Source organism: Chryseobacterium mulctrae (assembly GCF_006175945.1).
In the GTDB taxonomy this organism is placed as follows: Bacteria; Bacteroidota; Bacteroidia; order Flavobacteriales; family Weeksellaceae; genus Chryseobacterium; species Chryseobacterium mulctrae.
Window position 1 is genome coordinate 3,730,441 of sequence record NZ_VAJL01000001.1, and the last position, 20,288, is coordinate 3,750,728.

Annotated in this window: 19 protein-coding genes; 13 read left to right on the forward strand and 6 right to left on the reverse strand. The window is 33.2% G+C overall.

Annotation, left to right across the window (positions count from 1 at the left end):
- Window positions 1–3: 3 nt before the first annotated feature.
- The 7 genes from FDY99_RS17350 (at window position 4) to FDY99_RS17380 (ending at window position 9,249) form a co-directional block, all read left to right on the forward strand.
- Window positions 4–1,302 carry a restriction endonuclease subunit S gene (locus tag FDY99_RS17350; protein ID WP_139423034.1) on the forward strand — a complete coding sequence of 433 codons (1,299 nt, stop codon included), beginning with the start codon at window positions 4–6 and terminating at the stop codon, window positions 1,300–1,302.
- Between the two features lie 22 nt (window positions 1,303–1,324).
- Window positions 1,325–2,683 (forward strand): DUF262 domain-containing protein, encoded by a 1,359-nt coding sequence (locus FDY99_RS17355; RefSeq protein ID WP_139423035.1) that lies wholly within the window; start codon window positions 1,325–1,327, stop codon window positions 2,681–2,683.
- Between the two features lie 3 nt (window positions 2,684–2,686).
- Window positions 2,687–3,868 (forward strand): AAA family ATPase, encoded by a 1,182-nt coding sequence (locus FDY99_RS17360; RefSeq protein ID WP_139423036.1) that lies wholly within the window; start codon window positions 2,687–2,689, stop codon window positions 3,866–3,868.
- Window positions 3,861–4,646: a hypothetical protein gene (locus FDY99_RS17365; RefSeq protein WP_139423037.1), complete on the forward strand. Its 786-nt coding sequence runs from the start codon at window positions 3,861–3,863 to the stop codon at window positions 4,644–4,646. Before FDY99_RS17360 ends, FDY99_RS17365 begins: the two co-directional genes overlap by 8 nt.
- Window positions 4,647–4,648: 2 nt before the next feature.
- Complete coding sequence (locus tag FDY99_RS17370) at window positions 4,649–7,675, forward strand: type I restriction endonuclease subunit R (protein WP_139423038.1); 3,027 nt, start codon at window positions 4,649–4,651, stop codon at window positions 7,673–7,675.
- 95 nt (window positions 7,676–7,770) lie between these two features.
- Window positions 7,771–8,733, forward strand: a complete 963-nt coding sequence (gene rhuM, locus FDY99_RS17375) for a virulence protein RhuM/Fic/DOC family protein (RefSeq protein ID WP_139423039.1) — start codon at window positions 7,771–7,773, stop codon at window positions 8,731–8,733.
- Between the two features lie 303 nt (window positions 8,734–9,036).
- Entirely contained in the window at window positions 9,037–9,249 is a 213-nt protein-coding gene (locus FDY99_RS17380) for a helix-turn-helix domain-containing protein (RefSeq protein WP_139423040.1), read from the forward strand.
- Between the two features lie 407 nt (window positions 9,250–9,656).
- Here FDY99_RS17380 and FDY99_RS17385 read toward each other — a convergent pair whose 3' ends face one another.
- Window positions 9,657–10,286, reverse strand: coding sequence for a helix-turn-helix transcriptional regulator (locus FDY99_RS17385; protein ID WP_139423041.1), 630 nt, complete (start codon window positions 10,284–10,286; stop codon window positions 9,657–9,659).
- Window positions 10,287–10,461: 175 nt separating this feature from the next.
- Here FDY99_RS17385 and FDY99_RS17390 point away from each other — a divergent pair, with 175 nt between their 5' ends.
- From FDY99_RS17390 to FDY99_RS17410, 5 genes are all read left to right on the forward strand, one after another.
- Window positions 10,462–11,091, forward strand: coding sequence for a superoxide dismutase (locus FDY99_RS17390; RefSeq protein ID WP_139423042.1), 630 nt, complete (start codon window positions 10,462–10,464; stop codon window positions 11,089–11,091).
- A 20-nt stretch (window positions 11,092–11,111) separates the two neighbouring features.
- Window positions 11,112–11,609, forward strand: a complete 498-nt coding sequence (locus FDY99_RS17395) for a DUF2480 family protein (RefSeq protein WP_139423043.1) — start codon at window positions 11,112–11,114, stop codon at window positions 11,607–11,609.
- Between the two features lie 3 nt (window positions 11,610–11,612).
- Window positions 11,613–12,176: an NADPH-dependent FMN reductase gene (locus FDY99_RS17400; RefSeq protein WP_139423044.1), complete on the forward strand. Its 564-nt coding sequence runs from the start codon at window positions 11,613–11,615 to the stop codon at window positions 12,174–12,176.
- The gene (locus FDY99_RS17405; RefSeq protein ID WP_139423045.1) at window positions 12,166–12,498 is read left to right on the forward strand and encodes a 2Fe-2S iron-sulfur cluster-binding protein; all 333 of its coding nucleotides are present in this window, start codon (window positions 12,166–12,168) and stop codon (window positions 12,496–12,498) included. Before FDY99_RS17400 ends, FDY99_RS17405 begins: the two co-directional genes overlap by 11 nt.
- An 89-nt stretch (window positions 12,499–12,587) precedes the next feature.
- Entirely contained in the window at window positions 12,588–12,935 is a 348-nt protein-coding gene (locus FDY99_RS17410; RefSeq protein ID WP_139423046.1) for a 4Fe-4S binding protein, read from the forward strand.
- A gap of 243 nt (window positions 12,936–13,178) precedes the next feature.
- On the opposite strand, the gene FDY99_RS17415 is transcribed toward FDY99_RS17410, so the two are convergent.
- Genes FDY99_RS17415 through FDY99_RS17425 form a run of 3 tightly spaced genes read right to left on the reverse strand, consistent with a single transcriptional unit; the run spans window position 13,179 to window position 15,158 of the window.
- The gene (locus FDY99_RS17415; protein ID WP_139423047.1) at window positions 13,179–13,808 is read right to left on the reverse strand and encodes a hypothetical protein; all 630 of its coding nucleotides are present in this window, start codon (window positions 13,806–13,808) and stop codon (window positions 13,179–13,181) included.
- A gap of 1 nt (window position 13,809) precedes the next feature.
- Entirely contained in the window at window positions 13,810–14,466 is a 657-nt protein-coding gene (locus FDY99_RS17420) for a hypothetical protein (RefSeq protein WP_139423048.1), read from the reverse strand.
- Window positions 14,467–14,483: 17 nt separating this feature from the next.
- Window positions 14,484–15,158: a hypothetical protein gene (locus FDY99_RS17425; protein ID WP_139423049.1), complete on the reverse strand. Its 675-nt coding sequence runs from the start codon at window positions 15,156–15,158 to the stop codon at window positions 14,484–14,486.
- Window positions 15,159–15,975: 817 nt separating this feature from the next.
- Here FDY99_RS17425 and FDY99_RS17430 point away from each other — a divergent pair.
- Entirely contained in the window at window positions 15,976–17,556 is a 1,581-nt protein-coding gene (locus FDY99_RS17430) for a GMC oxidoreductase (protein WP_139423050.1), read from the forward strand.
- Between the two features lie 92 nt (window positions 17,557–17,648).
- Here FDY99_RS17430 and FDY99_RS17435 read toward each other — a convergent pair whose 3' ends face one another.
- Both FDY99_RS17435 and FDY99_RS17440 read right to left on the reverse strand, forming a co-directional pair.
- Window positions 17,649–19,106: a serine hydrolase domain-containing protein gene (locus FDY99_RS17435; protein WP_139423051.1), complete on the reverse strand. Its 1,458-nt coding sequence runs from the start codon at window positions 19,104–19,106 to the stop codon at window positions 17,649–17,651.
- A 30-nt stretch (window positions 19,107–19,136) separates the two neighbouring features.
- Window positions 19,137–20,195 carry a serine hydrolase domain-containing protein gene (locus tag FDY99_RS17440; protein WP_139423052.1) on the reverse strand — a complete coding sequence of 353 codons (1,059 nt, stop codon included), beginning with the start codon at window positions 20,193–20,195 and terminating at the stop codon, window positions 19,137–19,139.
- Window positions 20,196–20,288: the final 93 nt, after the last annotated feature.

Genomic DNA, 20,288 nt, shown 5'->3' on the forward strand with positions numbered 1-20,288 from the left:
ACGATGCAGCGATACGAAAAATACAAAGACAGCGGTGTGGATTGGATTGGAGAGATTCCTCACGGTTGGTTTCAGAAACCATTTTCTTCGGTTTTTTCCTTAAAATCTATAATTAATAACAAGAATGAAGAATTACTTTCTGTTTATCTGGATAAAGGCGTAATAAGGTTTTCTGATGTAGGAGAAAAGCGAACAAATGTTACAAGTGAAGACTTATCAAAATATCAACTTGTGGAAGAAGGTGATTTTGTATTAAATAATCAACAGGCTTGGAGAGGTTCTGTGGGTGTCTCATTTTATAGAGGTATTGTTAGCCCAGCATACATCGTTCTAGCAGTAAAGAATAATTTTGATTTTAGATTTTTAAATTACTTACTTCGGAATAGGAGTTTTGTGACACATTATTTACTGTGTTCAAAAGGTGTTGGAACAATACAACGAAATTTGTATTGGCCCCAATTAAAAAGAGTCTACTTAATTTTTCCATCATTAGAAGAACAACAAACCATCGCCACGTTTCTCGATGACAAGACCTCCAAAATAGACCAAACGATTAGCAACAAGCAAAAAGAAATAGAACTGCTGAAAGAACGCCGCCAAATCCTCATCCAAAAAGCCGTTACCAAAGGTTTGGATGATACCGTGCCACTCAAAGACAGCGGTGTGGATTGGATTGGGGAAATTCCGGAGCATTGGGAGGTGAGGAAGTTGCGTTACTTAGGTCAAACACAAAATGGCATTAGTAAAGGTGGAGATTTTTTTGGAACAGGAAACCCTTTTTTGAGTTATGGAGATGTTTACAAAAATTCTCAAGTTCCAAGCAATATAAGTGGTTTGGTAGAGTCAACAAATGAGGAGATTAAACAATATTCTGTAAAAAAAGGTGACGTGTTTTTTACGCGAACATCTGAAACTAAAGATGACATAGGTGTTTCTTCGGTATGTTATCAAGATATCCTAAATGCAACATTTGCAGGATTTTTAATAAGGTTTAGACCTTTTAAAAATCGATTAGACAAGGGCTTTTCGAAATTTTATTTTAGAACTAATTTAGTTAGTTCATTTTTTACAACACAAATGAATATAGTTACCAGAGCTTCATTAAGTCAGGAACTCTTAAAATCGTTGAGCGTAATTTTACCTCCAATCGAAGAGCAGTTTAAAATCGGAAGTCATTTAGAAGAACTCGACGAAAAAATCGCCAAAGCCATTTTGCTTAAAAAGCAGGAAATAGAAAAGCTGAAAGAGTATAAAACGGTGCTGATAGATAATGTGGTGACGGGGAAGGTAAAAATTAATTAAATTTGAATAAAATCATTTGCTAATGTTAGAATTAAATATTTTAGATGGGACATCAATACTTGTTGATGCTTTTAAATTAGATAACAATCATTTTGAATTTAAGGATAATGAAAATGTAATATGGCTAAACGGTTATATAGAAAATAATATATTTTTTATCACTGATAAAAATACTAATTTGAATGAAGATGATATTGTATTATCCTCAAAGTTGGATAAATTAATTTTAGAATTAATTGAATCTGAGCAGTCAGGAACTGAAAATACTGAAAGTGCTTTACCAGAAGAGCACAGTCCATTCAATCCTGAAGAGATCAAAGTTCACGCAAAGTCATTTAGCTTACGTCTTATATCTGATATGATTGATGATAGAGATATTGATTTATCACCAGATTTCCAAAGAAATTTTGTTTGGAATAGTGCGCAGAAATCAAGACTGATAGAATCAATTCTATTAAGAATACCACTTCCAATGTTTTATTTCTCCGAAGACGATGAAGGCAGAATAACTATTGTTGATGGTTTACAGCGTTTAACAACAATCAAACAATTTATGGATAATAAATTCTTTCTAAGAAATTTGGAGTATCTTGAGGAGAGCTGTGGAGGTAAGTACTACAAAAGCAATGATGGAAAGACGGGATTAGATCCCAAATATTTTAGATGGTTCAATCAAACACAGTTTTCTGTCAACGTAATCGATCCTTCTTCCCCTCCAAAAGTCAAGTATGATATATTTAGAAGAATTAATACAGGTGGTAAACCTCTAAATAACCAAGAAATTAGAAATTGTTTAGCTACTAATAGTTTGCGTGATATACTGAAAGAGATGGTTAATCTGCCTGAATTTAAATCTGCTACTGATAATAGTATTAAACCAACGAGAATGGACGATCAGGAGATTGCATTAAGATTTATTTTTTTTGATAGATTTATGGAAAACGATGGTAACATAGACGAATATAATGGATATATGGACACTTCTTTGGACGACTTAACCGAAGAATTATCCAAGAAAAATTATGATGAATTAAGCAATTATGTTTCATTGTTTTCAAATTCAATGCAAAATTCTGAATATTTATTTGGACGAAGATATGCCTTTAGAAAAGTAAGACCATTTGACTTAGCGCCAACCGCAAATAAGCAATTGATTAACAAGGCTCTTTTTGTTAGTTGGTCTGTACTTTTATCAAGATATGATCACAATCAAATACGTAGTCTAAATCCTGAAAAAGCTTTATTAGAACCTTTAGCCCAAAACATTTTTGAAGATAGAGATTTTTTAAATTTCTTATCATATGGGACAAACGGTAGAAATAATTTGCTATATGTTTTTGACAAAGTGCAAGAAATAATTGAGGATAATTTAAACTATTAATCTATGGATGGATTTAATATAGAAATTGAAAATTTTAAGTGTTTTACTCATAAAACAGTACCTCTTAATAGATTAACGATTTTAGCTGGAGCAAATGGTAATGGAAAAAGTACCGTAATTCAAGCATTACTTTTTTTGCGTAGAACAATAGAACATTGTGCGCAATGGATAAGTGAAGAGAAAAATCAATATGTTTACGAAGAAGTAAATGGGTTAAATGTTGAGTTGAATGGTTCTTATTGTTTGGCATTAGGAAATAGCTTCTTACTTATACCAAAAAATGCATCGCCTGATTACGTAGCAATTGGTATTAATAGTCAAAAGTCTTTTAGTATTGTATATGAATTAGATGATAACCCAAATTTACATCTAAAACCTATTGAGGTTCATAATGAGCCTAATAATAATGACGGTTTGTTTTTACAAGAATTTTACTATTTGAATGCTGAAAGAATTGGGCCAAGAATTAATCAAGGAATTAAATTTTATGATTTTCCAAATGCTGGTTTTCAAGGTGAGTTTGTAGCACAATTAATTGCTGATACAGATTCAAATTATACATTTGAGATCGATGAGATCAGAAGAAACAGGAAATCTAAAAGCCCACGATTAGAACAGCAAGTAAATGCTTGGCTACATGATTTAATGCCTGGTGTGTCAATTTCAGCTTCTTATAATCCAGAAACTCATTCTGCACAAATTAAGGTCGATAATTATTATACAAGAGGAGATTCAACTATAGCAACAAATATTGGATTTGGTATCAGTTATGTCTTACCAATTTTGGTTACGGGCTTGATTGCAAAAAAGGGAAGCTATATGATTGTTGAAAACCCTGAAGCTCATCTTCATCCATCAGCCCAATCAAAGATTGGAAAATTTCTTGCTATGGTTGCAAATGCTGGAGTTAATGTAATTGTTGAAACACACAGTGATCATTTTATTAATGGTATTCAAATATCGGTAGCAACAAAAGAAATTTCTACTGAATTAGTTACAATTAATTTTTTTAGCCAAGACGAGAATAGCACACAACCAAAAATAGAATCAATATCTATAAATGAATTTGGCGAATTATCTGATTGGCCTAAAGGCTTTTTTGATCAAACTCAGATAGATTTTGCACAACTTTTTAATATTAGAAAAGAGGGAGATTACTTTAAAAAGAGAGAAAACAATGAGTAATTTTTTCACGATTAACGAAGCCCTAGATTTAAAGACTTACGATTTGTTTTTAAGTTGCTGTAGTGATTTGGTTGCGATAGAGAGATTATCAGAAGATATATTTTTAAAACATAATTCTCTATTTAACTTATCCCACATCGAGCAATTATATTCTAACTATAGTAACCAAGAAGAAGCAGCTATTGCTGTTTTTATAGAGCAATTAAAACCTTCTAGTAATTATTTAGATACTGTTGCTAAGATTGATGCGAACTTTCCTGGTGAAGATAATGGTTTTTTAGGAGGAGATTTTTCAAATACTACTATAGTACTAGATAGACAGATTAAAAATCACGAAGATTATGTAAACTTTAATTCTGTTAATTTATGGAATGTTAATTTTAGAAATTTTTGGTTTAAAAGAAAAAAGTTATTTCCTAATTTAACATTTTGTGGCGAAGTACAAAATCAAATTTTAATGATTGGAGCATCTAGCTATTTTAATCAAATAATAGATCGACTAAAAGAATTTGATGATGCTGTGGGAAATTGGACAACAGGGGATTTTAGTTACAGAGAAGTTAATAGATCATACTCTTTAAGGATTTCTCCCGAATCAGACCGTACACTTGCTCGTTATCGAAGTGAAAGAGTTTTTGCCTTACCATACGGTGGCACAGAATGCTTTGAACTTCACATTAAAACTGGAGATTTAAGGTTTCATTTTTATGCTAATAATTCTACAAAAAAGATTTATGTGGGATATATTGGACCCCATTTGCCAACTATAACTAATTAGCTATGCCATCACAAACCAACGAACTCGCACTCGAAACTGCCATAGAAAAAGTACTCTGCGGTATTTCGACAGAAGATATAAAAAACGGAATAGTTGCCGAACCAAATCTACCCTACGGAAGCAATGGTTACCGTATCGGCAATCCGGCAGATTTCAATGCTAAGTATGCGCTGGATGAGGTGCGTTTTTGGGATTTTCTGGAGACGACACAAAAGGACGAATTGGAAAAACTCAAACGCCAATCTGACTGGAAAATAAAAGTTCTTGACCGTTTCGATAAGCTGGTGAAAAAGTACGGTATTTTGCGTTTGCTTCGTAAAGGTTTGGCGGTCGATGATGCGCATTTCACTTTATTTTATGTGGTGCCTTTGCAGAACAGCAGTCAGAGCATCAAGGATAATTTTGAGAATAATCAGTTCAGCGTTACCCGACAATTAAAATATTCGGTTGCCAATCCGCTGGAAGAAATTGATATGGTGATTTTCATCAACGGTATTCCTATTTCTACCATCGAGTTGAAAAACCATTGGACAGGACAAAATGCCAAAGTGCACGGCGTCAACCAATATAAACACAAGCGAGATATTGCTCAGCCTTTGCTGAATTTTGGAAGATGTATTGTACATTTTGCCGTCGATACCGATGAAATCTATATGACTACCAAACTGGATGGTGCGAATACGTTTTTCCTACCGTTCAATCTTGGTAATAATTATGGAAAAGGTAATCCGCCCAATCCTTTCGGGCATAAGACTTCTTACTTTTGGCAGGATGTTTTGCGAAGAGAAAGTATTGCCAATATCATTCAGCATTTTGTAAGGTTTGATGGTGCAGAAAATGATGCACTGAGCAAAAAGACTTTATTCTTTCCGCGATACCATCAGCTGGATGTAGTGCGAAGACTGATAAAAGACAGCACTCAAAAAGGTGCTGGAGAAACCTATCTTATCCAGCACAGTGCAGGTTCCGGCAAGTCCAATTCCATTACGTGGCTTGCTTATCAATTGATAGAAGCCTATCCTGAAAGTGAAGCTGTTGCAGGAAGCAAAAATACCAATCAGCCTTTGTTTGATTCTGTGATTGTGGTGACTGACAGACGATTGTTGGATAAGCAACTTCGTGATAATATCAAAGAATTTTCAGAAGTCAAAAACATCGTTGCTCCTGCGTACAAGTCTTCGGATTTGAAATCTGCTTTGGAGAATGGTAAAAGAATCATCATTACTACCATTCAGAAATTTCCTTTCATCATTGAAGGTATTGCAGATATGAGCAACAAACAATTCGCAGTCATTGTGGATGAAGCACACAGTTCGCAATCCGGAAGTTCTGCAGATAAACTGAATGAAGCTATCGGAAATAAAGGCGAAGATACAGATGCTGTCGATTATCAGGATAAAATTCTGGAAGCGATGAAAGCCAGGAAGATGACCAAAAACGCTTCCTATTTTGCTTTTACCGCCACACCAAAGAATAATACATTAGAGAAATTTGGTGTAAAACAGGAAGATGGTTCTTTTAAACCTTTTCATTTGTATTCGATGAAACAGGCGATTGAAGAAGGATTTATTTTGGATGTTTTAGCCAATTATACAACCTACAAAAGTTATTATGAAATTGAAAAATCGATAGAGGACAATCCTTTGTTTGATACTTCTAAAGCACAGAAAAAGCTGCGCGCTTACGTGGAAAAACATAAGCAGACCGTTGGTACAAAAGCTGAAATAATGCTGGATCATTTTACTTCTTCGGTTGTGAATACGAAAAAGCTAAAAGGCAAAGGAAAAGCAATGGTCGTAACTCAAAGCATTGAATCTGCCATCCGTTATTATCAGGCATTACAACAATTGTTAAATGGAAGAGGAAATCCTTTCAAAATCGTCATAGCATTTTCAGGAACAAAAGAAGTGGATGGGATTGAATATAGCGAAGCCCAAATGAACGGTTTTCCGGAAAGCGAAACGAAAGATAAATTTGATCAAGACGAATACAGAATGCTCGTGGTCGCCAACAAATACCTTACAGGTTTTGACCAACCCAAACTTTCTGCAATGTATGTCGATAAAAAACTGCAAGGTGTATTGGCAGTTCAAACCTTATCAAGATTAAACCGATCTGCGAACAAGCTGAACAAGAAAACTGAAGACCTCTTTGTACTCGATTTCTTTAATACGGTGGAAGATATTAAAATTTCTTTTGATCCGTTTTATACCTCGACAACATTAAGCAGTGCTACTGATATTAATGTATTGCACGAACTGAAAGACAGCTTGGATGATTCCGGTATTTATGAGCAGTCGGAAGTTGAAGATTTTAATGAAAAATACTTTAATAAAGTAGATGCCCAGTTTCTAAGTCCCATAATTGATGTGGCAGCACAACGGTTTGTTTCAGACTTAGAATTAGAGGAAAAAGATAAAGCCGATTACAAAATTAAAGCAAAACAGTTCGTAAAAATATATGGACAGGTTGCAGCGATTTTGCCCTATGAAGTGATGGCGTGGGAAAAGCTATTCTGGTTTTTGAAATTCTTGATTCCAAAGCTTAAAATAGAAGATCCACAAAGTGATGCTCTGGATAAATTGCTGGAATCTGTTGATTTGTCAACATACGGTTTGGAAAGAGTAAAACTGAATGCAGCGATATCTCTCGATGATTCAGAAACAGAACTTGATCCACAAAATCCAAATGTTCGGGGTGCACACGGCGAAGAGGAAAAAGATGAACTGGAAAACATCATTAATGGATTTAATGAAAAATGGTTTCAGGGTTGGGAAGCTACTTCAGAGGAACAACGGGTGAAATTTATATCTTTAATTCAAGCTGTTCAGACGCACCGAGATTTTGAAAGTAAATATGCTCTAAATTCGGATGATCAAAACAGAGAATTGGCTTTTAGAAAAATTGTAGATGACGAAATGTCTCGCCGAAGAAAAGTGGATATGGATTTATATAAATTGTATGCACAAGATTCCTCTTTTAATCAAGCTTTTATGAATGCTTTAAAACAAGGGGTGAATCTGCGGTAAGATAAATTTTTTAATTTAACACTCCCAAATTTCCCGCATCACTCTTCTACAAGACAAATCCAAGAAAAATTAAAAGATTTGACTTACTATAAAGAATGAAAACAGAAAATCAAATAGAAATTTACGAAAATATAGACTCTGGTGTTTCACTTGAAGTGCAGTTTGAAGGAGATACTGTTTGGTTATCTCAAAGTCAATTGAGCGAATTATTCAAGCAAACAAAACAAAATATAAGTCTGCATATCAATAATTGTTTCAAAGAAGGAGAGTTAGATGTGAATTCAGTTGTCAAGGATTCCTTGACAACTGCAGCAGATGGAAAGAAATATAAGACCAAATTTTACAATTTAGATGTCATCATTTCTGTTGGATATCGGGTAAAATCCAAACAAGGAACTCAATTTAGAATTTGGGCAAACAAAATCGTAAAAGAATATCTAGTAAAAGGTTATGCTGTAAACGAACAAAGATTAGCACAAAAAGAGCACGAAGTTCAACTGCTGAAAAATGGCATTCAGATTTTAAGCAGAGCGATCGAAGAAAAAGCCAATGAAAATGAATGGTTATCTGTTTTCTCAAAAGGTTTGCAATTATTAGATGATTATGATCACGAGCAATTAGATTCTAAAGGTTTAACGAAAAAACAAGCACTTTATCCAACAAAAGAAGATTACCAAGAACTCATCAATGAAATGGTGGTCGATTTTGATTCGCAGGTTTTTGGAAAAGAAAAGGATCAAAATTTTCAAAGCTCCATTGCCCAAATAGAAAAAGGTTTTGGAGAAAACGATTTTTATCCAACCTTGGAAGAGAAAGCCACGATGCTTTTGTATCTCGTGGTGAAAAATCATTCTTTCGTAGATGGAAATAAAAGAATTGCTGCAGCATGTTTTCTGAAATTTTTGCAAACCAATAAAATGCTTTACAACGCAAAAAACGAACTCATTATTAGTAATGATACTTTAGCCAGTTTGACACTCTTTATTGCTTCGAGTAAACCCGATGAAATGGAAACCGTGAAACGGTTAGTAATTAGTGTACTAAATAGAAATAAATAGACAACTGTTTTGCTCCATCTAAGATTTGCACATAGTACAATATTCTGTCGCAAATATATTCTAAATTTGCGACAAAATTAATAGAAAATAGTGAAGTAAAGTTTTGATAATAAAATAGTTGAAAAATTTAAAAAAGCGAGTAGGGGTTCGCTATTTTACACTAAATATTTTTTTAAAACTTACTCTAATAATTTTCTGTATTTTATATCATCTCACATTATAAAACATGCTTTAAAATTTTTAATATATGTAATTGCATATAACTTGCTATATTTGGGCTAAATACTTGCAAAAGCATATAAAATGTCTAAAAATCTAGCACAATTTACCAAAGACAAACGCAAAGATGCCAAACTTACACAACAGGAATTTGCTGAAAAAGCTGGAGTCGCTTTAACGGTAGTTCGGAAAATAGAACAAGGAAAGGATAACTTAAGTCTGGCAAAAGTGAATCACGTTCTACAGATGTTTGGCAATAAATTATTCCCGGCATCATTAAGGGAAATTGAGAAATGAGAAAAACAAATCGTTATTTACCATCCCGATACTACATAAATATTAATTTTAACTACAAAAAATAAAGAAAAATATAAAGTGATGATTAGTAATCTATTAGAAATTTTTAAGTATAAATAGATGTAATAATGAATACCTTATTTGTACCATTAAATTATAACTAACTAATTATCAATACCCGTTATTTTTGAAGAAGTGAAGTAATTTTTTTATTAGCCAATATGGCTAAATATTATAAAACCGCTTTAAATTAATGTTAAAGCGGTTTTTTTTGTTTTTAAATCCTCGGTTAGGAAGAATTTAGATTAATGTATTACAGATTTCATGATTAATGATGAGCCTCGCTCAGGAAAGAAAATTAATAGAAATCTGATGTTTTTTTTAATTTGATATTGTAAAGTTAACGGCTATTCAGTTGCTGAGCTTATTTTATATGTACATCTATTACTTTCTGACAATATATGCTCAGTCCTTTCAACTTTATAATTATGCCCAACAATTAGTTGGAAATTTCTTAACTCACTTCTGCAAAATCCTTGACATTCTCTTGCCGCTGCACAAATAGGACAATGATTTTCAATTAAAAAGTAGGAGCCTTCTTTTTCACTCCATTGCGCCATGTATCCTTCTTCACTTCTAAGCTGAACTAGAGTTTGTAAACGTTCTTCAATTGTATTCTTATTTTTTAGAGCTTTTTGATACTTGCTATTGGTTGCTTTTTCACGATCATTGATTAGTAAATCTAATGCATTTTCTCCCAAAAGATTTTTTACGGATCTAAGTAACTGAACTGTAACATCAGCATGGGTATCGGGAAATTTTGATAACCCGTTTGATGTTAATATGTAGTATGTAGAAGGTCTTCCTACGCCTTCCGTTTTTGTAATGGACTCAATAAATCCTTTTTTCGCTAAATTAATTAAATGCTTTCTAGCTCCCTCCTTTGTTATTCCCATTTCCTGAGCAATAAGTGAAGAGGTAGCTTCTTTTCTCATTTTTAAAAACATCAAAATCCTATCTCTCGCATTATTTTCCATTTGTCAATATATTGGTTGTTTTATTTGCTATTACAAATATAGTGAATTTCAATAAAACAGTAATTTGCTGTATTTCAAGAATATAAAAGGTATTGTTTTTAAACAATAAAATAACATTTTTGTTGTTTAATTATTTAAATATATATTTGTTGTCTAATACTTAAATATTAAAACTATGTCATTATTTAAATTACCGCAACTTGCTTATTCATATGATGCAATTGAGCCTTATCTGGATAAGGAAACAATGACCATTCATCATCAAAAACATCATCAAGCGTATGTTGATAATCTTAATGCCGCTTTAGAAAAAGCTGATAATTCAACTACAGATTTAGATTTGATTCTGCAAGTAATAAGCGAAGAATATAGTCCAGCTGTAAGAAACAATGGTGGTGGTCACTATAACCATTCCCTGTTTTGGGAAATTCTTTCTCCTACACCAAAGTTAAATCCTGAAGGAAAGCTTATTGAGGAGATTAATAAGAGCTTTGGAAGTTTAGAAGATTTAAAGACTGAAATAAAAAAAGTAGCTCTTAGCCAGTTTGGTTCCGGATGGGCATGGTTGTATGTGAAATTCAATGGTTCTCTTGCTGTAACATCAACGCCAAATCAAGACAATCCAATGATGAATGTTCAAACTACAAATAGGGGTTTTCCTATCTTAGGATTTGATGTATGGGAACATGCATATTATTTGTCATATCAAAACAAGAGAGCAGATTATATAGATTGTTTGTGGAAGGTTTTAGACTGGTCGGCAGTTGAAAAAAAATACGAAGAGGCTCTTTCAAGAATCAAATAGAATTTTGAGTTAGATAACATATGGAGAATATTTTCATCAACAAAGCAGAAAATTCGGGCATAATTTCAATTGACCTGCTAGATTACAAACCCTTAACAGAAATTCTGGAGTTTGATGTAAAAGATCATCTTTTCATGGGTATGATCGTTAAAGAAAAGCAATTTAAAGAATCTATAGCTATGGTTGATTTTTCCTTGTATGACGGAAAAGTTGTGGCAGTGATTTGTTCTGTTGATGCAATTATTCCTCCTTGGGTCTATATGTTGTTGGCGGAAAAATTTTACCAACACGCTGCTCATCTAGATTTTTTAGATTCAGATCAGGTTCTTCTGAATCTTTGGAAGCAAAATATTCAGAATGCAGATTTACAGCAATATAGTAATCAAAAAGTTGTAGTAAAAGCAAGATCTGATATAGATCCTGCATTATATCTTTTGGCATCTTCATTATTGAAATCATTTGTAAAAAGTCTTATGTACGGAGAAATAGGAATGCCGAAGGTAATTTTTAAAAATTAAAGAATGAAAGCAATTATTTTTAATGGTGCCTTGGAAAAAAGAACTCCCTCTACATCGGGGATGCTTTCCCAATATTTCTCGAACGAGCTTTCTGAGAAAGGTATCGAAACCGAAATTTTTAATCTGGCAGATGCAGGGATTCCCTTATTTGACATCACATTAACGAATACACCAAGAGGTGTAGAATTGATGAGTAAAAAATTTCTTGAAGCCGATGTACATTTTTGGTTAGCACCGCTTTATCATGGAAGTATTCCTGGTGTTATGAAAAACTGTTTGGATTGGTTAGAAATCACATCTGGTAATCATCAACCTTATCTTACAGATAAAATCATCGGATTGGTTTGTTGGGCGGATGGATTGCAGGCGATGAATGGAATTAATACAATGGAATCAATAGCCAAATCGCTAAGAGCATGGCCAATACCTTATAGTGTTCCTGTTGTTAAATCGTCATTGTTTGATAATGAGAAGAGCAGTGAGTTCTCATCTTTTTACACAAATAAATTTAACAAACTTATCCATATAGCAACTTCGAAAAAAATAGAAAATTATAATGGAAATTAATGAAGAAGATATTATCATCACAGTAACCGATCAAAATGGTAATGTTCATAAACTTGCATCTCCTACAGATATGGGGCTAAGTCTTAAAGATATATGCAAGATTTATGAATTGCCGATGGAGGCTGTATGTGGAGGGATGGCTATGTGTGCTACATGCCATTGCTATATTTTAAGTGACACTGTCCTTCCAGAAAAAAGTGATCTGGAAGAGGCTCTTCTTTCAGAATTGTTTAATTCGAATGTTAGCAGTAGATTAGCTTGTCAGATTCAACTAACAAAGATAATGAACGGATTGTCAATAGAGATTGCTCGAGAGCTGTAATAGATTAATAAAAAAAGATTGACTTTCTGAGGTAAGCATTTCATCAAATATGAAAAGAAACCTTTTGTAAAGACTTAAAATTAAAAAATATGGCTATAAAAATAACCGATGATTGTATTAATTGCGGAGCTTGTGAGCCTGAGTGCCCAAACAATGCAATCTATGAAGGAGCGATGGAGTGGCACTGGAAAGATAAAACTAATCTTTCAGGAAATGTTATTTTTCCAGATGGTACCCAAAAGAATGCAGAAGATGTGAATGAAGCTTATTCAGATGAAGTTTATTATATTGTGCCTGGTAAATGTACTGAATGTAAAGGGTTTCATGATGAACCTCAATGTAAGGAAGTTTGTCCTGTAGATTGCTGTGTTGATGATCCTGAACATAGAGAAACTGACGAGACTTTATTTGATCGTCAGAAATTTTTGCATCATTAATTATATCAGTCTGCTTAGAATTTATTGCCAGAAAAATGCATTCCTACTTTGCTTTTTTTGGTAATGAATTTGTTGCCATAAATCAACACTTTTTAATGATTTGACAAAAACTTTCGGTTACTGTATTAGCAGTCTGCTTTTCTTGACACTTTAAAACTTAATAGTATTTGCAAATTCTTATTGGCATCTTGAGATTCTTTGTAAAATTACACTAGTAAGAATAGGCAGATTTCATGTAAGTTTTTAAAATTTTTCGCAAACCATCGAATAAAAAAAATCAGTTGCTGTTAAGTTTCTAGCTAAAAAAGTTACTCTGTAAAGATTATTATCTCCCGGGTAGCTCATGTAGAACTCATTTAATGTATTGTTGGTATATGTTGCATCTAATGTTATCCAATTGTTTGCAGTGGTATATGCTGCTGTTAAATTAGATGCAACATTATTTGGGGTAGAAAAACTATTTACTGCACTATTAACTTTGTGCATTCTATTGTAGTATAAAGTTGCATTAGCGGGAGTTACTAAGCGCATCTGTGGTAATGGTCCAGCGCCGAATCGATACTGCATTTTGCCACAGCTCATAATACTTCCCACATTAGGAGAACTTGAAAAATACACAATCTTTTTATTTTCTACAGCCAATTCTTTAATAGTATTTTTAAGACTTGCCTTATCCCATGAATCTAAATCTCCGTTCACATTAGAAACGATGACTTTATTATATGTGTTATCAGTACTCTTGTCTGTGAGTACTCTAACTCTTAAATTTCCATCGATGTCCAGTGATCTTGTTGGGGTGGTCGTTCCTATTCCTACTTGGCAATAAAGAATCAACGATGCAGATGAAAACAAAATAATTAAGACCTTTTTCATATTAAATTATTTCTATATAGAATTTTTCGCAAATTAGAGAATAGGTAAAATTTGTCGGTGTATTATTTACTCTTGACAGTGTTAATCTGTAAAGATTATTTTGTTTGGGAGGAAGAATTGTATATACTCTCACAGTATTAGTGGCATCAGTAGGAAATGCTGTAAGATCTAAAGATTGATAGTTGGCAAAATTAAGGTTGGTAAAGTCTGTTACTCTATTTACGAAATTATATGTCGAGCCTGTCCATCTTTTCACACCATATCCTATTTGTATACTCGTAGCATTATTGGTAACAAATAAAGTTTGAGAATTAAATTTAAACTGTGCTATATTCGAATTGCTTATTCTAAAGGTTATATCACCACAATTACATTCTTTTGTCTGATCCGGCAATGTAGCATTATAAATTGTACGTTTAACTTCAAGGTTGCTGGTACTTGTTTGTGTTATAGCAGATAAACTAATATAATCTACATCACCAGTTGTGTTATTTGCTACAGCAATCCTGTCGTAAGCTGTACTGTTGGTCACATTATTGGTACTAGTGATGCGTAAATTTCCGTTAACATCTACTTTTCGAGTAGGCTCTGTAGTGTCAATTCCTACATTTTGAGTTTGTGCTATGAGGTTGGTACTACAACCTATTATTATTAGCAAAATATGCTTTTTCATACTTAGTATTTTTCACAAACAGCCGCGAAATCCCAGCTGTCTGTACCTGTATTTTGTTTTACACGATAAATGGTTAAACGATAGAAATCTGTATCATTGGGATACTGAAAATGCATGATATTTTGCTCATAATCTGCCAAGTTTGCACTGGCAAATTCCTGATTTACATTCCAGTTCGTAGTGGTAAAAGTGAATGGCACAGTGGCTGCATTAGTTGGTGCTTTTCCTTGATAAAATTGATATCCATCAGTTGTGAAATTTTGCTCCATACTCATGTAAATATTAATCGTTGACCCAGGATTTTCAAAAAGACGAAAGTTAACTCTAGACTCTAAGGTGTTTTCAAATAGAAATAAAAACTTTCCGCATTTTAGTGTTTTTAAAGGGTCTCCACTGCCTGTTGCCCTATTGTAAATAAGACTGTAACTCTCCTTGTTAGATAAGTCTGGTTCAGCTGATGGTTGCATGCTGGCTTTAGTTGTATAATCAATATTTCCATTTTGATCTGAGACGAGCAAACGATCATACGCAGAAGTTTCAGATTTATTAATTAATTGTCTTACTCTGGTGTTTCCTGAAATATGTAATTTCCTGCTTGGTGTTTGTGTATTGATTCCTACTTGTGCAAAATAGATTCCTGGAATTATCAAAAGTATAAAAAGAACTTTGCTAATCATAATAACAACTTATGTATTCAATATTAACCTAACTATATAGCTTAATACTTAAAATTAAACTCTGCAAAGATATAAACTAAATTTCAATAAAGAATATAAATTAATCATAAATTGCTATGATTGAGTTAATTGTGGTGTTTGGTTGCTGTTTGTTGAATTATTGATAAATTTAAAGCGTAATTGTTATTAATAAATTTCTTTTTAGAGAAAAAACATTTGGTGAAGAAAAGAAGATGCTCTGAATATCCTTTTGAATGTAATACTGAAACTGATAAAATTGTTTCAAACTTTATATTTTTAGTTTCAAAAGGTTCAGCGCAAATATACAGGCTAAGTTTTGCATCCTTATGATTGAATAATACTTAATAACTGACTATTATGATCATTTGGTCTGCTTATCTAAAGACAATAGCATCTTTAATAATATTAGCGGTTAGGCAGAGACTAAATAATGGCATAACCTTGTTAAGAAAGAAAGTCTGAATTAAGACCTAAAGATATATTGCTCTACCAGTAAATCTGAATTATCCGAGCTGCAAAGATATTATGAGTCTAGTATTTAGAAGTCAATAAGTTACTTATAGTTGATAAACTAAGACGTTAATAAAAAAAAATATTATCGCCAAACTCTATTCATCTTAGAGATTAAAAGCTAAATATTATAAACTGTTTTAAATTCTAAAGTATTCAAATGTTAATGTTAGATTTCTATTATTGGTAACAAATTTTCAGAGTGGTCTTGATTTTGCAAAAAGAAGTAGTTACTGAAGATACAATAGTTCTCTTTTTAAATTATAGCAAACCAAAAGACCATTTTATGAACCGTAAAGAATTTCTCAGACATTCACTTTTAGGAATGGGAGCCTTGTATTTCACAAGCTTTTCATCAGTTTTGTTTGCAAAAAATAATGAAGCTAAAGTAGAGACAGAAAACTTAGAAATTGATAATGTTATTATTGGTTCCGGTTACGGTGGAGCAGTTGCTGCGCTGCGTTTAGCTGAAAAAGGGCATGAGGTAACGATTTTGGAAATGGGTCTTAATTGGGAAAAATCTGGTGAAAAGTTTTCCCCAATGATTAGTCCCGGAAAATCTGCAGCTTGGTTAAGAACTAAAACGATTGCCCCATTTTTTAATATTTTTAACACCAAAAAATATACAGGAACGCTTGATCGATGGGATTTTAGCAATATCAAAATCTGGATGGGGAGAGGAGTTGGAGGCGGTTCTCTTGTCAACGGAGGAATGGCTGTCTTGCCCAAGAAAGATTATTTCAGAGAAATATTTCCAGAACTGAGTACTGAAGATTTTTATGAAAAATATTTTCCACTGGCTGAAAAAGAGCTTGAGGTGAATTCTGCTGACGAAAACTTTCTCGAAAACTGCAGTTTCTATAAATTCAATAAAGTGGGGGAGCAAGAAGCTCATAAAGCAGGATTTAAAACCGTGCGTGTTCCCAATGTTTATGATTTTAAATACATGGAAGCTGAATACGAAAATAAAGTTCCTCGTTCGGCTCTTGCAGGTGAAGTAATTTATGGAAACAACTACGGTAAAAAGTCTTTAGACAAAACCTACCTTAAAAAAGCCCAAGAAACAGGCAAAGTACATATTCATGATTTACATAAAGTAGAAAGTATTACAAAAGGTTTAGATAATACTTATATTTTAGAAGTTATCCAGACAAATACTCTCGGTGAGACGGTTGCAAAAAAGAATATCGTTTGCAAAAAACTGTTTTTATGCGCTGGTACAATGGGAACTTTAGAGTTGCTTTTAAAATCATCAAACGATAATAAAATAACACTAAATTCTGAAGTAGGACAAAACTGGGGCAACAACGGAAACTTCATGACCGGCAGAAATTTTGTCAAAACATTTTCCGGTGGAACTGGAGTAAATCATTCTACGATTCCTGTTGGAGGAATTGATAATTGGAATGATAAAGAACATCCGTTTTTTACAGAAATTGCTCCGCTTCCGATGGGGATGGATGTGGCTACCTCACTTTATTTAATGATTAGTCCGGTGCCCGAAAAAGGTGCTGTGTTTTTTGATCCGGTTTCTAGAAAAATCGATTTAAAATGGTCTGCAGATAACGTAGCTCTTGCCAGAAAAAATGCAGAATATTTTATTAAAAAAATGAATAAAGCAAACGGAGGAACAAGAGCGCACTTGCTTTTTAATAACGGATTCGGAGCCGATATTTGTTACCATCCATTGGGCGGTGCTGCATTGGGAAAAGCAACAGATATGAAAGGCAGACTTAAAGGATCTGAAAATCTTTATATCATTGATGGATCATTAATTCCCGGAACGATTGGTGTTAATCCTTTTTTAACGATTACGGCATTGGCAGAATATTGTATTGAGCATATTATTTCTGAAGATTTTTCATAAGGTTTAATTATCGTTTCGATATTTAGAAAATATTTATAACTAAAACGGATGTTTATTATTGTAAACATCCGTTTTCCTATTTCTATTAAAGGTTATTTTGCTTTAGCAGCCATTGAAACTGTGGCTGTCAAATCATCTCTTCGTAGGGTAACAAAACTTGCTTTTCCATCTTTAAAATCGAATTTTAAAAGGTTAGGATAATCTGTCATTTTAAACAATCCATTTTTCAAATAAACCAACTCGCTATCATTTTTTCCTTTAAAATGTTCTAAAATCTCAGATTCTATGTAAAGACGGTTATTTTTTTCTACAATTTTAGTTTCCATTCCTTGTCCGTAAAGAAAATCATCATAGGTTCCAATGAGTTGTTTCTTTAGATTTGCAGGTATTTCCTGAGTTTTTTCATTATGGAAATTTCCGTTCCAGTTCATTAGTGAAAGAATTTTTCTTTGTGTTGCTCCCATCACAGGAAAACGATTTGGTTTTTCGCCATTGGCAAGAAATGCAAAACCATTCCCGTCTTTCATTGTTCCCATCACGGTTCCTCCAACTCCGGTATTTGAACCATTGCAGGTAAACCAATCATAATTATTGTATCCAAAAGATTTTTGCCATCCGTAGCTCCATCCACCAACGGCATTTTTTAAAGCCGTTACTGCCGTTACTTTTTTGGCTACATTGTTAGAAATTACTTTGTTGTTTTTATTGCGCAAAGCATTTTGCATTTCGATAGCTATTTTAACTAAATCAGTTGGGGTAGACCATAATCCTGATGCTCCAACTTGTGGCGTAATTGGCAAACCTGTTTTTATCACTTTTCCGTCTTTGTCGTGAACTGATGCAATATTCGTTAGAAATCCTTTTTCATTAGGTTGAATCATGGTTGTATTTTTTAATCCAAGTGGAGAAAAGATGTATTCTTTTGCAAGCTCAGCAATCGGTTTATTGAAAGTATCTTCCAATGCCATTTGAATGATTGTATAGCCACCACCACTGTATTGCCAATCGGTTCCAGGCTCAAAGGTGAATTCAATTTCTTTATCATATCTCGGTATTTTTCCCAAAAGACTTTCTTCCAGTGTAGGGATTTTTTCACCCTCATAATGGTCTTCGAAACCGCTTTGAGTAGTTCCTGCAGTATGATTTAGAAACTGTTTCCAAGTCGGAGCTTTGTTTTCCGTGAATTTACTTTTTGGCAAGTGCCATCTTTTTAAAGATTTGTCAATCGGTTCATTTAGATTAATCAAACCTTTTTCTTCCAAAATAAAACAAAGAAGCGCAGTGATTGGTTTGGAAATAGAAGCCGTAGAAAATGCCGTATTTTCATTAATTTTTTCGGGAGAATTTGCTGACTTTTGACCAAATTGTTTGGTGTAAACAATCTTATAATTTTCAAAAACAACTACGCTAAATCCCGGAAGTTTATATTTTCCTAACTGTTCTTCAATTTTCAAACTGTCGGTAAGAAAACTGTAGTCTTTTTTCTGAGCGAAAACCTGAAAGCTTGCAAAGAATAATAGGAAAAAGCTGATGTAAGAAATTGTTTTCATTGTATCGTTATTTAAGGTTTAGATTAAAATTTATTTTAAGATATTTTCGTAGATGACGTTCAACAGATTCTGTCTCATTTTCGAATCTCTTTTATTTAAAAGGATGATAATTCCCCAGTTTTTGGCTCTATTGTAACAGATAATCGATGATTGTCCCATAGAATCTCCGGATTTTAGATAAATAGTGTCTCCGTCTTTTGTATTGATGTTGAATCCCAATCCCATTTCTCGTTTAGCATCTTTATAATAAACTTTTTCTGCAATTAATGCCGCATCTGATATTGGGTTTCCACTGTTTAAAAGTACTTTCATAAATTTAACCATATCAGAAGTATTAGACTTTACCAATCCTGCCGGTGCAGTAACATTCCATAAGAAAAACTCTTGAGCTCCGCCATCGGGATTATAGCCTGTTGTGATATTTTTCACCTTGAAATCTTTTGTTAAAGTTTGGTTCATTTTTGCAGGCTTCAATATTTTTTCGCGGATAAGCTCGTCATAACTTTTGCCATATACTTTCTCTAAAATCTGTCCAAGTAGCGTAAAATTGACGGTAGAATATCGAAAACTTCCATAGTCAATAAGGTCTGTGCAGTTATTGATCATCGTTGCTAATGATTGTTCTGTTACGCTGCTTACCGGTTGTTGCGAATTGACTTCTATTAATTTTTGAAAATCGATGTCAGGTAATCCTGATTGATGTGATGCCAAATCTGAAATTTTAATTTTATTCTGAAGGTTTTTCTGTAGAACATATTGTTTTGGCAGATAGCTATCGATGTAATCATCCAGTTTCAGTTTCTTTTCAACAGCGGCTTGTGCAATCATATTTCCAGTTAATGATTTAGTAATAGAAGCAATTTCGAAAATCGTATTTTTATCAATATTCGTTGTGCTTTCTTTACTCAGTTTGCCGTACGATGTGTAGAATTCTTTGTTGTTGCTAATGAAGCCAACGCTAATACCAACGTCAGGATTTTTTTGATAATTGTCTTTAATAATTGAATCTATTTTTTTTGTGAAATCCTGTCCGAAAGTAAAGTTGCAGATTAATAATGCTACAGCTAAGAAGGTGAATGATGTTTTCATTGTATCGTTATTTAAGGTTTGATAAATATTTCGATACAAAGATGTGGAAGTGCAGAATCTTATACGACCGAATAAAAGTATTCGGCCTTATTT